Origin of the sequence: Amycolatopsis magusensis (assembly GCF_017875555.1) — a bacterium.
GTDB classification, from domain to species: domain Bacteria; phylum Actinomycetota; class Actinomycetes; order Mycobacteriales; family Pseudonocardiaceae; genus Amycolatopsis; species Amycolatopsis magusensis.
This window is the reverse complement of the sequence record NZ_JAGGMS010000001.1, coordinates 5,686,531-5,703,444: the sequence shown is the minus strand read 5'-3', so window position 1 is coordinate 5,703,444 and position 16,914 is coordinate 5,686,531. Positions and strand designations below refer to the sequence as shown.

The 16,914-nt window shown below is 73.9% G+C and carries 5 protein-coding genes; all 5 read right to left on the bottom strand.

The window, feature by feature from the left end; translation table 11 throughout:
• Nucleotides 1-167 precede the first annotated feature (167 nt).
• Genes JOM49_RS25480 through JOM49_RS25460 form a run of 5 tightly spaced genes read right to left on the bottom strand, consistent with a single transcriptional unit; the run spans nt 168 to nt 16,914 of the window.
• Nucleotides 168-8,969 carry a non-ribosomal peptide synthetase gene (locus JOM49_RS25480; protein WP_209666757.1) on the bottom strand — a complete coding sequence of 2,934 codons (8,802 nt, stop codon included), beginning with the start codon at nt 8,967-8,969 and terminating at the stop codon, nt 168-170.
• A 27-nt stretch (nt 8,970-8,996) separates the two neighbouring features.
• Nucleotides 8,997-9,938 carry a TauD/TfdA family dioxygenase gene (locus JOM49_RS25475; RefSeq protein ID WP_209666756.1) on the bottom strand — a complete coding sequence of 314 codons (942 nt, stop codon included), beginning with the start codon at nt 9,936-9,938 and terminating at the stop codon, nt 8,997-8,999.
• 27 nt (nt 9,939-9,965) lie between these two features.
• Complete coding sequence (locus JOM49_RS25470; RefSeq protein WP_209666755.1) at nt 9,966-10,898, bottom strand: TauD/TfdA family dioxygenase; 933 nt, start codon at nt 10,896-10,898, stop codon at nt 9,966-9,968.
• Nucleotides 10,895-12,163 (bottom strand): MFS transporter, encoded by a 1,269-nt coding sequence (locus JOM49_RS25465; protein ID WP_209666754.1) that lies wholly within the window; start codon nt 12,161-12,163, stop codon nt 10,895-10,897. The genes JOM49_RS25470 and JOM49_RS25465 overlap by 4 nt, the downstream gene beginning before the upstream one ends.
• Nucleotides 12,160-16,914 carry a non-ribosomal peptide synthetase gene (locus JOM49_RS25460; RefSeq protein ID WP_209666753.1) on the bottom strand — a complete coding sequence of 1,585 codons (4,755 nt, stop codon included), beginning with the start codon at nt 16,912-16,914 and terminating at the stop codon, nt 12,160-12,162. The genes JOM49_RS25465 and JOM49_RS25460 overlap by 4 nt, the downstream gene beginning before the upstream one ends.

Below are 16,914 nucleotides of genomic sequence, written 5' to 3'. Positions count from 1 at the left end.
CGCAGGAATTCCGTCACCACGACAGCTTCGCGGCCACGGTCTGGCGGGTCCTCCCGCTACGGGGTGATCCGTTTCCTCGCTGGTTCGATGAGCACCATCTGCGTGGTCCCCCCAGCCGCCGTCGACGAACGCCGCCGAGTTCACCGCGGCCAGGCCTCAGCGCTTCGTCAGTCGCCGGTGGACCAGCTGTGCAGGAGCGACTGGCGTTCCGCGTCGGTGAGCACGTCCAGCGCGGTCACCGGAGCCGCCGGGTCCGCGGTGAAGGCGGCCAGGATGACCGGGACGCGGTCCAGATGGGTCCGGGCTTCCTCTTCGGTGAACAGGTCAGGCCGGTAGTCCAGGTTCAGCCGGAGCCGGTCGCCGGGGAGCACGGCCAGGCGCAGCGCGAAGTGCGTGTCGTCGCGTGCCCGGTAGCCGGTGATTCGCAGATCCTCCTTGCCGGTCAGGGTGGTGACGTCGAGCGGGTAGTTGAACAGCACCGTCACCGTGTCGAAGAGCGGGCCGAGGCCGAGGTCGCGCTGGATGTCGTCGAGGCCGACGTGGTGGTGCCCGGTGAGCCGCGCCTGTTCCTCCTGCACGCGGGACAGCAGCTCCGCCACCGAACCGGAGCCCAGGCGCACCCGGACCGGAATGGTGTTGACGAACATCCCGATCATGCGCTCCATTCCGGGGATTTCCGGCGGGCGCCCCGAAACGGTGGTGCCGAACACCACGTCGTCCCGGCCGGTGAGCCGGGAGAGCAGCACGCCCCAGGCGCATTCGACCAGTGTGTTCGTGGTGATCGAGTGCGCGCGGGCGAGCGCGGCGAGTCCGGCGGTCTGCTCGCGGGAAAGCTCGGTGGTCAGCCGCCGCGGGGTGGTCAGGTCCTCGTCGCGGGCGCCCGGTGCGACCAGGGTGGGCGCGCCGAGACCGGCCAGTGCGCCGGCCCACGCCTCGCGGTGCTGGTCGTGGTCGTGCCCGGCCAGCCAGTCGAAGTGGCTGGTGTGGCGAGCGGGCCGCGGCAGTTCGGCACCCGAGTACCCCGCGAAGATCTCCCGCAGCAACACCGGCAACGACCAGCCGTCCAGCACCAGGTGATGGTTGACCACCACGAACCGGTGCCGCCGCGCGCCGAGCCGGATCAGCAGGAAGCGCAGCAGCGGCGGCCGTGCCAGGTCGAACTTGCGGGACTGCTCGGCCACCAGCCGCTCTGTCTCGGCCTCCTGCGCGGCCGCGGCCAGACCGGACAGATCGGTCTCTTCCCACGGCGGCACGACCTCGGAGTGCACCACCTGCACGGGCGTTTCGAAGCCCTCGTGGACGAACGCCGCGCGCAGGGCCCCGTGCCGGTTGACCGCCCGGTGCGTGGCCGAGCGCAGCGCACCGGCGTCGAGCGGCCCGGCCAGTTCCAGCCACAACCGTCCATTGTAGACGTCGACCTCCCCGTCGAGCACGCTGTAGTACAGCAGCCCGGACTGGAGCGGGGTCAGCGGCAGCACTTCGGCAAGGTCCGGGTGCGCGGCCTCCAGCGCGTCGAGCTGGTCCTGGCCGAGCGGAACCAGCGGGAAGTCGGACGGGACGTGCCCGCCCCCGGCCAGCCCGGCCAGCGTCCGCAGCGCGTCGAGCCACGCTTCGGCCAGCGCCAGCACGTCCGCTTCGGCGACGGCGTCACCGGCCCAGGTCCAGGTGGCGTCCACCACCCCCGCGCCGGAGTGCACGTCGATCGCCAGCGCGTGGTGCAGCGGTGCGCGCGGATCGGCCCCCTGGGGAAGTTCAGCCTCGCCGAGCAGAGGTTCCCAGTCCGCACCGGCGCCGCCATCGAATCGGCCGAGGTAGTTGAACAGGATCTCCGGCTGCGGCAACGCGGCGAGCCGTCCGCGGGTCCCGGGATTGAGGTGCCGCAGCAGCCCGTAACCGCGCCCGTCGCCGGGAACGGTCCGCAGGGCCTCCTTTACCCGCTTCAGCGCGCGAGCCGGGTCGTCGCCGGGGTCGAGCCGGACCGGGTGCACGCTGGTGAACCAGCCGACCGTGCGGGAAAGGTCGGCGTCCTCCTCGCGTCCGTGACCTTCCAGGTCGACCACCGTGGCCCCACCCCGGCACCGCACCACCGCGAGGGACAACGCGGTCAGCAGGACGTCTTCGACCTTGGCGTGGAAAGCGGCGGGCACGGTCGTGAGCAGCGGAACCGCGTACTCGGCCGGCAGGCTCACCCGCGTTCGCCGCGCGGTCTCACCCGTGTCGGCCGAGGTCAGCGGGCGGGTGGCGATCGTCGCGCGCGGACCGGTGAGGATCTCCTCCCACCGCGGGCATTCGGTTCCGCGCTGCTGGGCGGCGTCCGCCAGGCTGCCCGACCACACGCGGAACGGCGTGCTCGCCGGTCGCGGACTCCCGTCGCCGCGCCAGGCGGCGGCGAGGTCCGGCAGCAGGATCCGCCACGAGACCCCGTCGACCACCAGGTGGTGCGCCACGATCAGCAGTCGTCCCGGCCGCTCCGGACCGGCGTCGAACCAGGTGACCCGGAGCATCCGGCCCTCGGCGGGCGCCAGCCGCCCGGCCTGCGCGGCGGCCTCGGCCGCGATGTCCGCGTCGCCGCGGGCCGTCGACACCAGTTCGCCGGGGTCGACCGCGCCCCGCTCCCGCACGCGGAGCTGCCAGCCCGCGTTCGACGGCACCAGGTGCGCCCGGAGCATGTCGTGCTGGTCCAGCACCGAGCCGAGCGCGGCGACCAGGCGGTCCCGCCCCAGACCGGCCGGGACGCGGACGAGCACCGACTGCGCGAACCGGTCCACCGGTGCCCCGGACTCGGCGAGGGCCTGCGACAACGGGGTGTGCGGCACCTCGCCCAGCGCCTCGTCGACGGCGGGTACCGGCGCGGGTGCGGCGGACTCGGCGACGGACGCCAGGCCTTCCACCGTCGGGTGCCGGAACACGTCGCGCGGGGTGAACCGGAGGTCGTGGCTCCTGGCCCGGCTGACCAGCTGGATGGACATGATGCTGTCGCCGCCGAGTGCGAAGAACCCGTCACCGGGGCCGACTTCTCCCACGCCGAGCACGTCGGCGTACAGCTCGCACAGCAGGTCCTCCACCGGCGTGCGACCGGACCGGCGGACGGGCGCGCGCTCCACCGCGGGCAACGCGGCGAGGTCGACCTTGCCGTTCGCGGTCAGCGGCAGCGCTTCGAGCACGACGATCGTCGCGGGCACCGAGTACTCCGGCAGCGAGGTCGCGAGGTGTGCTCGCAGCATCTCGCCGTCGAGCTGGACGCCCGCCACGGGCACGGCGTACCCGAGCAGCCGGGCCCCGTCGGCCGTCACCACCGCCTGCCGCACCCCGGCGTGCGCGGTCAGCGCGGACTGGACCTCGCCCAGTTCGACGCGCGCGCCGTTGATCTTCACCTGCTGGTCGGTGCGGCCGAGGTACTCCAGCGTGCGGCGCGGTGTCCAGCGGACGCGGTCGCCGGTGCGGTACAGCCGCCCGCCGGGCGGGCCGAACGGGTCGGGCACGAAGCTCGCCGCGGTCAGGCCCGGCCGGCCGAGGTAGCCGTAGGCCAGGCCCCGGCCGCCGATGTGCAGCTGGCCCGGTACGCCGGCGGGCACCGGCCCAAGGTCGTCGTCGAGCACGTGGAGCGTCACGTTGTCCTGGACGCCCACCTGACCGTCGATCCCCGCGATCGGGACGCGGGACAGTTCGCCGGGGTGCTCGACCCGCCACGCCGTCGCGTCCAGTGCCGCCTCGGTCGGTCCGTACTGGTTGACCAGCTCGCACCCCGGCAGCGCGGCGAGCACCCGGGCAGCCAGGCCGGGAGAAAGCTCTTCGCCGCCGGAGAGCACCAGCCGCAGCGAGTCGCAGCCGGTGAACCCGCCCTCGGCGAGCATCACCGACAGCATCGACGGCACGAAGTACGCCTGCGTCACGCCGTGCTCGACGACCATCGACCGCAGGTAGTCCGGCTCCCGCTCCCCGCCGGGCCGGGCGAGCACCAGCCCCGCCCCGGCGGCCAGCGGCCCGAAGATCTCGCCGACGGACACGTCGAAGCCGATCGGCACCTTGACCAGCACCCGGTCTTCCGGCCGGTAGCGCAGGTACGCCCGCGTGGTCCAGCGCACCCGGTTCACCACCCCGCGGTGCGAGCACAGCACGCCCTTGGGCCCACCGGTGGTGCCGGAGGTGTAGGTGACGTAGGCGGGTGCGTCGAGCCCGACGCGCAGGCCGAGGTCGGACGCGGGCAACTCCCGTCCGAAGTGGACGGACTCGCGGGTGAGCACCGTCCTGGCCCCGGCGTCGGCGATCATGAAGTCCAGGCGCCCGGCGGGCAGGGCCGGATCGAGCGGCAGGTAGGCGCCACCCGCCTTGAGCACGGCCAGCGCCGCCAGCACCAGCTCCGGCGACCGCTCCAGCCGCACCCCGACGACCGAGCCGAGCCCGACGCCGTCCTCGCGCAGCACCCTGGCCAGCCGGTTCGCGCGGGCGTTCAGCTCCGCGTAGGTCCAGATCACGTCGTCGCCGAGCACCGCGACGGCCTCCGGGGATCGCCGGACCTGCGCTTCGACCAGCTCCGCCAGCGACTGCCCCGGCAGCTCACGAGCCGTGGCGTTCCAGGTCCCGGTGATCAGTTCCAGCTCGCCGTCACCGAACATCGGGAGCCGGCTGAGCGGCCGGTCCGGATCGACGGCGACCGCGTGCAGCACGAGCCGGAACCACGACGCGATGCGCTCGGCGGTGTCCGTGTCGAACAGCTCGGCCGAGTACTCGAGGTGCCCGGTGATACCGCCGGAAGCCTTCTCCCCCAGGGAAAGCTGCAGGTCGAACTGGGCCACCCCGAGGTCGACGAAATCGACGTCCACGTCCAGGCCGGGCACCCGCCATTCGGTCTCGTCCGCCGCGCGGAACGGCATCATCACCTGGAACAGCGGGTGGTGCGCGGTGGACCGGGACGGCGCCACGGCGTCCACGATCTGCTCGAAGGGCAGGTCCTGGTTGGCGTGCGCGGCGAGGTCCGCGTCGCGCACGCGCCGCAGCAGTTCGGTGAAGGCCGGGTCGCCGGACAGGTCGGTCCGCAGCACCAGCGGGTTGACGAACATGCCGACCACGCCGTCCAGCGCCCCGTCGGTGCGCCCGGCGTCGGGCGTGCCGATCGGCACGTCGTCGCCGGCACCGGCGCGGCTCAGCACGGTGGCGAAGGCCGCGCGGAGCACCATGAACAGGCTCACCCCGGCTTGGACGGCCAGTTCGGCCAGCGCCCGGCGCAGCCCGGCGTCGACCACGACGGGAACCGTGCCGCCGCGGTCGGCCGGGGTGAGGGGCGGGCGGCGGTCGGCGGGCAGTTCGACGCGCTCGGGCAGCCCGGCCAGCGCGGTGCGCCAGTGCGCGAGCTGGCGGGCGGCTCGGCTGCCCGGATCGGCCGGGTCGCCGAGCAGTTCCCGCTGCCACAGCGCGTAGTCCGCGTACCGCACGGCGGGCTCCGCCCAACCGGGTGCCCGGCCGGCGGCTCTCGCGGTGTACGCGGTGATCAGGTCGCCCGCCAGCGGTGCGATCGAGCCGTTGTCCACGGCGATGTGGTGCGTGGTCGTCACCAGCACGTGCTCGCCGCCGACCCGGAACAGGGCGACGCGGAACGGCAGGTCGGCGGTCAGGTCGAAGCCCTGGTGGCCGTGTTCGCGCAGGCGCGCGGGCAGCTCGGCCTCGGACACGCCGAGCACCGGCAGCTCCGGCGCCACGGGATCGAGGACCAGTTGCCTCGGCACCCCGTCGGTTTCGGGGAAGACCGTGCGGAGGGTTTCGTGCCGGGCGACCACGTCCGCGAGCGCCAGCCGCAACGCGGGCACGTCGAGCGGGCCGGAGATCCGGGCCGACGTGGTGATGTTGTAGCCGGCGCCCGCTCCTCCGAGCCGGTTGAGGAACCACAGCCGGCGTTGCGCGAACGACAGCGGCAGCGGGTCCGGCAGCTCCGCCCGGCGCAGCGGCGGCCGGGGTTCGGCGGCGGAGTCCAGCCGGAGCGCGAGTCCGGCGGCGGTCGGGGCGTCGTAGAGGTCGCGCACGCTCAGCTCGGCGTCCAGCACCGTCCTGACCCGGTTGATCAGCTTCACCGCCAGCAGCGACTGCCCGCCGAGGCGGAAGAACGCGTCGTCCACGCCCACCTCGGGCAGGCCGAGCACCTCGGCGAACAGCTCGCACAGCACGCGTTCCTCCGGCGTGCCCGCCCCGCGGGTGGCGGTGACGAGCGCGGTCCGGTCGGGCGCGGGCAGGGCGGCGCGGTCGAGCTTGCCGTTCTCGGTGAGCGGCAGGGCGTCCAGCACGACGATGGCGGACGGCACCATGAACGCGGGCAGCACGTCGGCCAGCCGGGCCCGCAGCGCCCCCGGGTCCGGTGCCCGGCCGACCACATAGGACACGAGCGCACCCTCGCGGACGAGGGTGACCGCGTGGTCCACCCCCGGCAGCGCGGTCAGGTTCGCTTCGATCTCACCGAGTTCGACCCGGTGGCCGCGTACCTTGACCTGGAAGTCCGTGCGGCCAAGGCATTCCAGCGTGCCGTCGGCGAGGAACCGGCCGCGGTCCCCCGTGCGGTACATGCGCTCGCCGGGCGCGGCGAACGGGTCCGGCAGGTAGCGGTCCGCGGTCAGGCCCGGCCGGTCGTGGTACCCGCGGGAGAGGCAGGCGCCCGCCAGGTAGATCTCGCCGACGGCACCGGGCGGCAGTGGCGTCAGGTCCTCGTCGAGCACGTAGGCGCGGGAGTCGCGGAACGGGCCGCCGACCGACGGCCGCACCACGATCGGCCGCTCCAGGCGGTTCCCGGTGCAGTAGATGGTGGTTTCGGTGGGGCCGTAGAGGTTGACCACCTCGCGGGCCCCGGCGCGCAGGGTCGCGGCCAGTTCGGCGGGCAGTTCCTCGCCGCCGGTCAGCACCCGCAAGCCCGCCAGCCAGCCGGTGCCGTTGCCCAGCAGCGACTGCCATCGCGAGGGCGTCGCCTGCACCACGGTGACCCGCTCGTCGAGGACCAGCCGGGTCAGCGCGTCCGGGTCGGCGATCGTGGGCACGTCGGCGACCACCACGGCGGCACCGCTGACCAGCGGCGACAGCAGTTCCAGGGTGGCGATGTCGAAGGCGGCCCTGGCGATGGAGAGCACCCGGTCGCCCGCGCCGACCAGCCCCATCTCCCCCACCGCGGCCAGGAAGTTCGACAACGCGGACCGCGGCACGACCACGCCCTTGGGACGGCCGGTCGAGCCCGAGGTGTAGATCATGTACGCCTGGTTGCCCGGTGCGGTGTCCACCACCGGGTCGGTGCCGGGCTGCTCGGTGAGGCCGGGGAGTTCGCGCAGCACGGTGACCGGGCGGGCGTCGGCGAGCACCGCGTCGATCCGGCTCTTCGGGTAGACGGGGTCCAGCGGGAGGTAGGCGGCGCCGGTCTTCAGCACGGCGAGCACCGCCGCCACCAGGTCGGCCGACGGCGGGATCGCCAGCGCGACGAAGGTTTCCGGCCCGGCGCCGCGCTCGATCAGGTGGTGCGCGATCCGGTTGGCCCGGGTGTTCAGCTCGGCGTAGGTCAGCGTCCGCCCGCCGAAGACCACCGCCGTCGCGTCCGGCCGGGCCGCCACCTGCGCGGCGACGGCCGCGACCACGTCCACCGGCGGCTCGGCCCCGGTGGTGTCGTTCCACCGCTCGAGGACCCGGTGGCGTTCGCCGGGCAGCATCAGGTCGACTCCGGCGACCGGCCGGGCGGGATCGGCCGCCACCTCTTCCAGGAACCGGACGAACCGCCGCTGGTGCGCGTCGACGTCGGCCTGGCCGTAGGACTCCGGCGAGGCGCTGAAGTCGAACCGCAGGCCGCCACCGGCGCCCTCGGGGTAGATCGCCACGGCCAGGTCCTCGATCAGGCCGTGCGACAGGTTCCGCAGCCGGGCCGGGTGCCCGCCGAAGCTCAGGTCACCGCCGAACGGCATGATGTTGATCATCGGCGCGAGCAGTGAACCGGTGGTGACCCCGAGGTCGCGGCACATGTCCTCGTAGCGGTACCGCTGGTGCCGCAGTGCCCCCCGCATGGCCTCGGTGACCGCGGGCACGATCCGGCCGGCCCCGGCACCCGGCTCGACCGGGAAGCGCAGCGGCACCTGGTTCGACAGCATGCCGGGCGTGTTCAGCGCCACCGGGGTGGTGCGGGCGGTCACCGGCACGGTGAGCAGCACGTCGTCCTGGCCGGTCATCCGGTTCAGGTAGGCACCGAACGCCGCGGTCACCCAGACCGTCCACAGTGTCCCGGCCGCCCTGGCCGCCGCACGCAGGCGGTCCAGCCCGGCGGCGTCGAGCGCACCGGAGGACCGCAGGAAGGCCACTTCCCGCGCTTCACCGATCCGCGTGCCTCCCAGGCGCGGCGGCGAAGGCACGTCGGCGAGCGCCGCCTGCCAGTATTCGCGGTCCCGCGCCCAGTCCGGCGATCCGCGGTACTCGCGCTCGTCCCGCAACAGCTCCGCGAAGGTGCCGAACCCGCTGTCACCGACCGGCCGCCCGTCGAGGAGTGCACTGTAGACAGACGCCAGCCGTCGGCCGCACAGACCGGCGGAGTACCCGTCGTGCACGACGTGGTGGCCCCACTGGAACCAGAGGTACCGGTCCCCGGCGGCCTTGAACAGCCGGGACCCGGTCAGCGGATCGCCGCCGACGTCGCACGGCCGGGCCAGCACCTCCCGCATCCGGCGCACCGCTTCCCCGTCCGGGTCGGCGAAGGCCGAGACGTCGGCGAACTCGTGCCGGGTCCCGGCCTCCTCCCCGACGTCCAGCCACAGCCCGTCCCGCGACCGCACCGACCCCGCCCGGTGCACGTCGGCCTCGGCCGCCAGCACCCGCCAGGCCGCGGCGAAGACCGCCGGGTCGACCGGGCCGCCGATCACCAGGTAGTCGCCCGTGTTGTGCTTGCGGCGGGAGGCGTCCAGCTCGTGGGCGAGCCAGACTCCGGACTGCGCCGCGGAAAGCGGCAGGCGCGTGCTGGACATGTGTTACCGCTGCCTTTCGGGAAAGCGTCAGTTCGGGCGGTGCGCTTCGGCCATCGCCACGGCGATGCGGCGGGGGCCGGTGAACGGTTCGCGGCCGTGCGCGGCCCGCATGTTGTCCACCAGCAGCAGATCGTCCAGCTGCCAGTCGAACCGGGTCCGCGCGGCGCGGTAGGCCGCGCGCAGGTGGTCGAGCACGTCGGCCGGGATCGCGCCGCCGTCGCCGTAGTAGGAGTTGGTCGGCAGTTCGTCCTCGTCGAGAAAGGCGAGCAGGCCTTCCCGCACCGGGTCGGGCAGCGTGCTGTGGTGGAAGAAGGTGGCGTGGTTGAACCACACCTCCTCCCCTGTCACCGGGTGCCGGTGCACGGGTTCGCGGACGGCCTCGGTGCGCAGCCCGTCCTCGCCCTGCCAGGAGAAGCGCAGGCCGTTGCGGGCGCAGTGGGCCTCCACTTCGGACCGGTCTTCGGTGTTGAACACGTCCTGCCAGCGCACCCCGAAGTCCTCGTGGAAGTTCCGCCGGACCATCCACTTGCGACGGACGAACTCGGCGCGGACCGCCGGGTCGATGGCCTGGTGGACGGCGCGGATGTCGGCCAGCGGAGTCGCCCCCCGCGTCTCCGGCGGCTGGACGCAGTAGAAGAACAGCAGTTTCGGCCACGCCGCCTGGTAGGAGTTCTCGTTGTGCAGGAAGATCTCGTGGTCCGGCGGGTAGTCGGTGGAGGTGTAGACGTTGCCCTTCAGCGAGCGCCGGGGCGAGGACCGTTCCGCGTACTCCAGCGGCTCACCGGAGAACTCGCGCACCGCCTGCTCGAACCCCTCGACCCCACCGATCGGGAACCCGCGCAGCAGCACGGCCCCGTGTTCGGTGAGCAGGGCGCGCAGCCGCTCGCCGGAGGTGGCGAACACCTCGCTCAGCGGCGTCCCGGCTGCTTCGACGACGTGGGGCAGGGTGCGGACCTTCTCGACCGGCATGGCTCGTTCCTTCCTGGGTTCGAGGGGCTACTGGGACATGGCCACGAGCACGCGGCGCGGGCCGGTGAACGGGCGCCGCCCGTGGCCGAGGAGGACGTTGTCGATCACCATCAGGTCGCCGGCGTGCCAGTCGACGTCCACCGCCGCGGCCAGCCCCCGGTCGCGGATCTGCACCGCCCACTCGCCGGGGATCGGGGTGCCGTCGGCCAGCGTGACCGACTGGGGCAGGTCCTCGGCAGGCATGATCCGGGCCAGCGCGGCGGCGGTCTCGTCACCGAGACCGGCCGGGTGCCACTGGTCGGCCTGGTTGAACCAGACCTCGGCCCCGGTCACCGGGTGCCGGTGGGTGGCCGGGCGGACCTGCACCACGCGCAGCCCGCCGTCACCGCGCCATTCCCAGGTGGACTCGGTGCCGCGCAGGAACTCCTCGACCTCGCCGGGGTCCTCGGTCTCGAAGGTGGCCTGCCAGCTCTTGCCGAGGCCGCGCCCGCCGTGCAGGTTCTGCAGGTACCGGACACCTCCGGCGAAGGCCTCGCGGAGGTCCGGGTCGAGCGCCTCCAGCCAGCGGACGCCGTCGGTCAGCGGGGTGGCGCCACCGGTTTCCGGTGCCCGCTGGCAGTAGAAAGCCAGCCGCGACGGCCACGCGTGCGAGTAGGAGAGCTCGTTGTGCATGGAGATCGTGTACTCGGGCGGATACTCGGTGGAGGTGTAGACGTTGTCGCCGACCTTGGTGCGCGGCGAGTTCCCGTGCACGTAGGCCAGGCGGTCGGGCAGCAGCCGGTCGAACACCTCGCCGAGGCCGTCCGGGGTGATGCCGAAACCCCGGAACACCACCGCCTTCTCCTGGGCGAGCAGGGCACCGACGTCGAGGCCGCCGAGATGGCCCAGCAGGCCTTCGGGACTCGCTTCCACCCCGGCCGCGGCCGGGTCGATCTCCAGTGGTGTCCAGTCCTCGTTCATCCGCGGTTCCCTCCTGACTCGATGGGCTCGGCCGCCCCGGCGGGGGCGGTGTTCTCGGTGTGGTCCCCGGCCCAGCCCGCCGCCCGGATCGCCGGGCTGGCCAGCGCCAGCACCGCCAGCACCGCCATCGCCCCACCGACCCACAGCACCGTGGTGTCCACTCCGAACTGTCCGATCAGGACACCGGCGGCGGCCGAGCCGCCCGCGCTGGCCCCGGAGGTGAGCAGCCCGGCCACGCCGCCCGCCCGGCCCTGCAGGTGCTCCGGGGTGATCCGGGCCTGGTAGACCCCGCCCGACACGTTCACCACCCCGGCCGCGAAGCAGACCGCGGAGAACACCGCACCGAGCGCGACCGGCCCGGAGACCAGTGCCAGCACCGGGATGAGCAGCGCCCACGCGGTGAAGCAGCCGATCAGCAGGGTGGACAGGGGCAGCCGGCGCAGCCACCACGGCGCGCTCAGCGCCCCGCAGATGCCACCGAGCCCGGCGCCCGCGCCGATCAGGCCGACCGCGAGCGGGGCGCCGCCCGCGCCGAGCACCGCCACCACCAGCGCCAGGTTGACGATCTGGAACAGCACGTTCGTGCAGGCGATCAGCGCGATGGCGACGCGCAGGAACCGCTGCCGCCAGAGCCAGTGGAGCCCGGCCGCCAGTTCCGCCCGGAAGTTCCCGGTGCCGGGACTCCCGCGCAGGCCGTGCCCGATGCGCAGGAGCGTCCCGAGCGAAAGCAGGTGCACCAGCGCGGCGAAGGCGTACGGCAGCCACACGGCGATCGGGAGCAGGGCCGTGCCGAGCGGCTGCCCGAGCAGTCCGGCGCCGCGCCCGCGGGCTTCGTTGCGCGACAGGGCGGCGGGCAGGTCCTCGGTGCGCACGATCATGCGCACCGCGGCCCGTTCGGCCAGCTGGTAGACCACCGCCGCGCTGCCCGCGGCGAAGGCCGCGACCATGACGTGCGCGAGCGCCGGTCCCCCCGACACCGCCGCGACCGCCACGCTGGTCACCGCGGCCAGTGCGACCAGGTCACCGCCGATCAGCACCCGCCGCCGGTCCCAGCGGTCGACCAGCACCCCGGCTGGCACCGGCAGGAGCACGTGCGGCAGCAGCGCGAGGAAGCCCGCCGCGCCCGCCTCCGCCGGCGTGCCGCCCTGCCAGAGCACCAGCACCGGCCACAGGAACCCCGTGATGCGCGCGCCGAGCACCGAGCAGGCGGCCCCGGACCACAGCAGCCGGAAGTCCCGGTTGTGCCGGAGCCTGGGCCGGTTCACGGCTTGTGCTCCCGCTCGGCGATTTCGGCCAGCAGGCGTCGCTCCAGTTCGGCGGCCACCGCGGCGACGGTGGGCGTCTCGAACAACGTCCGCACCGGCAGCAGGACGTCGAACCCGGACTGGATCAGCGCGATCACCCGGATGGCCAGGATCGAGTTGCCGCCCGCGGTGAAGAACGACTCGTCCACGCCGATCCCGTGCCCGAGCACCTCGGTGAAGATTTCGGCGACCCGTTCCTCCGCCACCGTTCGCGGGGCGAGCCGCCCGGCAGGCTCCGGCGACGGCAACGCGGCACGGTCGAGCTTGCCGTTGGCGTTGAGCGGAAGCGCGGGCAGCGGCACGCACACCGACGGGACGAGGTAGTCCGGCAGCAACCCGGCCAGGTGGGCACCGACATCCGGCGCCGGATCGTCCAGCGGCACGAAGTACGCGACGATCCGGCCGTTCTCGGCGACCACGGCGGACTCCAGCACCCGTGGGTGCGCGTCCAGCGCCGCCTGGATCTCCCCGGGTTCCACCCGGTAGCCCCGGATCTTGACCTGGTGGTCCGTGCGGCCGCGGAACTCCACCTCCCCGCCGGGCAGCCAGCGGGCCAGGTCGCCGGTGCGGTAGAGCCGGGCACTCGGCGCGCCGAACGGGTCCGGCACGAACCGCTCGGCGGTCAGCTCCGGCTGCCCGAGATAGCCCCGCGCCACGCCGGTACCGCCGACGTACAGCTCCCCGACCACACCGACCGGCACCGGCCGCAGGTCCCCGTTCAGCACGTACATGGTCAGATTCGGCAGCGGGCGGCCGATCGGCAGCACCGCCGCCGTGCCGGAATCGTCCACTTCGGACACACAGGTGCCGACGGCGGCCTCGGTCGGGCCGTACTCGTTGAGCACCTCGGTCGCGGGCGCCAGCGCACGCCACTCGGCCAGCGCGCGACGGGTGAACGGTTCCCCGGCCACCACCAGCGTCCGCGTCAGCGCGCCTGCCTGCTCTGGAGTGAGCTGCCTGGTCAGCACGTCGAGGTGGGACGGGGTCAGCTTGACGAAGCCGAATGGGCCGGCGGCGGCCAGCCACGCGCCCAGCTCACCGAGGTCGAGCCCGGCCGGGGCCAGGTGCACGGCCGCGCCGGTGAGCAGCGGCGCCCACAGGTTCGGCATGACCAGGTCGAAGGCGACCGAGGAGAACACCGGCGCGTCACCGGCCAGCCGGCCGGCGGCCCAGCTCAGATGGTTGGCCAGGCCACGGTGGGGCACGGCCACGCCCTTGGGCTTGCCGGTGGAACCCGAGGTGGTGATCACGTACGCGAGGCGATCGGGATCGGCGGGCACACCGGCCGGTTCGTCCGGGTAGGCCGCAGCGTCGTCGAACAAGTCGTCGAGCAACTGCCGGGTGAGCAGCACCTTCGCCCCGGCGTCCGCCAGCAGCGCGGTGACCCTGGGCTCCGGTGTGCCGGGGTCCATCGGGAGGTAGGCGCCGCCCGCCTTCCAGATGCCGAGGAAGCAGGCGAGCAGGTCCGGGCCGCGCTCCAGCCGGACGCCGACCACCGACTCCGGCACCACACCGCACTCGGTGAGCAGGCGGGCGATGCGGTTCGCCCGGCGGTCGAGTTCGCGGTAGGTCAGCGTCCGGTCCCCGGCGACGACCGCGCGTGCCTCCGGGGTCTCGGCGGCTTGCTTCTCGATCAGCTCGTGCACGCAGGCGTCCGGGTACGGGACGGCCGTGTCGTTCCATTCGGTGAGCACCCGGGTCCGCTCGTCCCCGGTCAGCAGATCGACCGCGCCGAGCGGGGTTCCCGGCTCGGCGGCCATCGTCGTGAGCACCCGCAGCAGACTGTCGCGGAACCGGTCGATCGTGTCCCGGTCGAACAGCGCGGTGGCGTACTCGAGCACCCCCAGCATGGAGCCGTCCGGCTGGTGGTGCAGGTACAGCGTCAGGTCGGTCTTCGCCACGGTCAGCACCCCGCCGAAGGACCGCACGTCCTGCTCGGTGAACGCCGAGCCGGTGAAGCCTTCGCCGTGGAGGTCGAAGGCGACCTGGTACACCGGCGTCCTGGCCGGGTCCCGTTCCGGTTCGACCGCGGTCACCAGCAGGTCGAACGGCAGGTCGGCGTCGGCGAGCGCGTCCCGGCAGGACCGCCCGGCCGCGTCCAGCGCGGCCTCGAAGGTCCACTGTGGAGCAAACGGGCAGCGCACCGCGACGGTGTTCAGGAAGAAGCCGGCGAGGTCGGCGAACTCGGGCCGGTCCCGGCCGTCGACCGGGGCGCCGACCACCAGGTCCCACTGTCCGCTGTGGTGCGCCAGCGCGGTGGCGAACCCGGTCAGCAGGGTGGCGAACGGGGTGGTGCCGTGCGCGCGGCCCAGTGCGGTGAGCGCGGCGGTGGTGCCGGCGGGGACGGCGAAGGTGACGTGGGCGCCCCGCGGATCGCGCACCGGCGGGCGGGGGCGGTCGGTGGGCAGTTCGAGCGGCGTGGTGCCGTCCAGCGCCTCCCGGCGGCGCCTCAGTTTCTTGGCCACCACCTCACCCGCGGTCACTTCCCGTTGCCAGGCCGCGTAGTCGCGGTAGCTCAGGGTCAACGCAGGCAGTTCGGCACCGGTGAGCAGCGCGGTGAAGTCGCGGTCCAGCACCGCGGCGGACCGGCCGTCGCTGGCGATGTGGTGGATGGCCAGCGCGAGCACCTGTTCCGCCGGTGTCCGGACCAGCCTGGCCCGCAGGATCGGGCCGCGTTCGAGGTCGAAGCCGTGGTCGAACAGGCCGGCCAGTGCCGCCGCCGGCCCGTCCGGTCCGGCGGCCACGACCTCCAGCGGGACGGGCGCGGGCGGATCGACCACCTGCCCGGGGTCGCCGTCCAGCCCGAGGTAGCGGGTGCGCAGCGACTCGTGCCGCTCGACCAGCGCGTCCAGCGCGACGCGGACGGCGGCCACGGGGACCTCGGTGCCGAAGCGGAGGAACACCGGCGCGACCCATTCCGGGCCGCCGGGATCGAGCTGTTCGGCGATCCACAACCGCCGCTGCCCGGACGACAGCACACCGGGACCGTCGTGCGCGATCCGCCGCGGTGCCGGGACCACGGCCTCGCCGACCAGCTTCGCCTGCTCGGCCACGGTGGCCGCCTTGACCAGCCGCCGCATCGGGAAGTCCGCGCCGAGGCCGTCGCGCAGTTCGGTGACCAGCCTCATCAGCACCAGCGACGAACCGCCGAGGGCGTAGAAGTCGTCGTGCGCGCCGACCTCGTCCACTCCCAGCACGCGCGCCCACACCTCGGCGATCCGGCGTTCGGTCTCCGTGCGGGGTGCCACGCGCACGCCCGCGCCCGGTTCGGGCAGCGCCCGCCGGTCGACCTTGCCGCTGGTGGTCAGCGGGAACTCGGCGAGCGGCACGACCGCGGCGGGCAGGTGCGTCGCGGGCAGGCGGCCGGCCAGGAAACCGCGGAAGTCCACTGTGGATCGATCCGTGCGGACGTAGGCCAGCAGCCGTCCGTCCCGCGCGAGCACCAGCACGTCCTCGGCCAGCGGGTGCTCCGCGAGCGCGGCCGCCACCTCGCCGGGCTCGATCCGGACGCCGTTGACCTTCACCTGGTCGTCGATCCGGCCGACGTAGCCCAGCGTGCCGTCGGACGACCAGCGGACCAGGTCGCCGGTGCGGTAAAGCCTGGCACCCGGGCCACCGAACGGGTCGGGCACGAACCGTTCCGCGGTCAGGCCGGGCTGGTTCAGATAGCCCCTGGCGACGCCGATGCCGCCGAGGTGCAGCTCACCGACCGCGCCCACCGGGGAAAGCCCGCCGGTCACCGGGTCCAGCACCAGCACCCTGACCCCGGTGATCGGCCTGCCGATCGGGACCGGCCCGGTGGTGGTGGCCGGGTCGACGCGGTGCGCGGTGGCGTCGATGGTGCCTTCGGTCGGGCCGTAGGTGTTCCACAGCACCGGGTTCCCCGCGCGACGGGCCGCTTCCGCCAGCTCACCCGTCAGCGGTTCACCCGCGGAGCACAGCAGCCGCAACGAGGTGCAGCGTGCCCAGTCCGGCTCCGCGACGAGTGCGCGCAGCACCGACGGCACGACCTGCAACACGGTGGCGCGGTGTTCGCGGACCGCGCGCACGATCGCGGCCGGGTCGCGCTCGGCTCCGGCGGGCGCCAGCACCACGGTCCCGCCGGCCGCCAGCGGGGCGAAGACCTCCCAGCAGGCGGCGTCGAAGGTGAGCGTGGTCTTGTGCAGCACCCGGTCCGCCGGGCCGAGTTCCTGCTTCCGGATCGTCCAGCCGACCCGGTTCGCGATGGCCTCGTGGGTGATCACCACGCCCTTGGGCCGCCCGGTCGAACCGGAGGTGTGCACGACGTACGCCGCGTTCGCGCCGTGTACCCGCCGCTCGGGCTCGTGGCGCGGCCGCCGTCCGGCCGCCGCCAGGTCGACCTGTTCGGGAGCCAGTCCCGGGTTCCCGCCGAAGTACAGGCGGACACCGCTGTCGGCCAGCATCGGCGCCACGCGCGGGTGTTCGGGGTCGAACGGCAAGTACGCCGCTCCGGCCTTCCACACCCCGAGCAGCGCGACCACCAGGTCCACCCCTCGCGGCAGGCCGACACCGACGAGGGTTTCCGGTCCCGCGCCCAGGTCCCGCAGGTGGCGCGCGACCTGGTTGGCGCGCGCGTCGAGGTCGGCGTAGGTGAGCTCGGTCGTCCCGGCGACCAGTGCGATCGCGTGCGGGGTGGCCGCGGCCGCACGGCTGAGCCGCGCGGGCAGCAGGTCGGGCTGGCTCGGCGTCAT

Bases quoted from the DNA above. Each gene is read 5' to 3' on its own strand.
- JOM49_RS25480 (WP_209666757.1), bottom strand. From the start codon at position 8,969: ATGTCCAGCACGCGCCTGCCGCTTTCCGCGGCGCAGTCCGGAGTCTGG.
- JOM49_RS25475 (WP_209666756.1), bottom strand. From the start codon at position 9,938: ATGCCGGTCGAGAAGGTCCGCACCCTGCCCCACGTCGTCGAAGCAGCC.
- JOM49_RS25470 (WP_209666755.1), bottom strand. From the start codon at position 10,898: ATGAACGAGGACTGGACACCACTGGAGATCGACCCGGCCGCGGCCGGG.
- JOM49_RS25460 (WP_209666753.1), bottom strand. From the start codon at position 16,914: ATGACGCCGAGCCAGCCCGACCTGCTGCCCGCGCGGCTCAGCCGTGCG.